Origin of the sequence: Streptomyces sp. P17 (genome assembly GCF_032436805.1) — a bacterium.
Lineage (GTDB): Bacteria > Actinomycetota > Actinomycetes > Streptomycetales > Streptomycetaceae > Streptomyces.
In genome coordinates, this window is the sequence record NZ_JAVRBF010000206.1 from 1 (window position 1) to 881 (window position 881).

The 881-nt window shown below is 48.4% G+C and carries 2 protein-coding genes; both read right to left on the reverse strand.

Annotation, left to right across the window (positions count from 1 at the left end):
- Window positions 1-432: hypothetical protein (locus RMT89_RS40400; RefSeq protein ID WP_315888732.1), on the reverse strand; the 432-nt coding region annotated here is incomplete at its 3' end.
- A gap of 49 nt (window positions 433-481) precedes the next feature.
- Window positions 482-881, reverse strand: a 400-nt coding sequence (locus RMT89_RS40405) for a hypothetical protein (RefSeq protein ID WP_315888733.1), incomplete at its 5' end; no start/stop codon positions are given.

Below are 881 nucleotides of genomic sequence, written 5' to 3' on the forward strand. Positions count from 1 at the left end.
GCCCGGAATGACCACACCATTGATGACAGCAACGATGCTATCAGAAGGCTTCTCATTTCCGTCAACGGGAGTGAGATGTTCCTTGATGTCGTCATAGCGAGGCTGCTTATGAACAACCGGCTGACCAGTCGTCACCTTTGGTTCTTCAATGGTCAGTTCTTCAGGAGCCAGAGTGATTTCTGGCTCCGGTTCAGGTGCACGGAAGAAGCTCGCAAGCTTGTTCTTTGCAGCCTTGAAGAACGAGACGAAACCGCCTGTCTTCTTGGTGAATTCCTCATAGACAGAGAACTTGTCCAGAGAAATAGGCACGATTTCCCCACGTGCGAGACGCGGGGACAGTTCTGCCATGAGATCGTGAAGACGAGGATCGCCTTGTTCGATCTTGTGGGTGCGGCCATCTTCTCCGTAGAAAATGACGTGCCGCTTGTCCACGACAGCAGATTTTACGCGGAGCGTATTATCTGACATATTACTGCCTTTCTTACTTGAGTAATGCCATCTGAAGCATTGTACGGGCCAGTGCCCTTTCCTCCGCTGTAGCGTTATCATACGTTGCAGCAGAGCAGACATTACGGATATTGAACATCGTAATCCGTGTGTCAAAGTCTGGGCGAATAACGTCCATGAATGGGTTAGGGAGCGTTTTATCGACCAGATCGCTGAACTTCACATGCAAGGCAGCAAGTCTGTCACGGATTTCCGTTGAGAAATAATGCCTGTAGGAGTTGAGCTTGTTGAATATCTCACGATAGTCCAACTCCTCTTGTGTTAGTTCAACTTGGCGTACAGGAAGTTTTTCAAATCCCGGCACATTGTCTTTGAGTGCAGCAATCCAATCTTCGATCAAAGATACTTCTTCGATCCAATGATCGTAGTTTGCT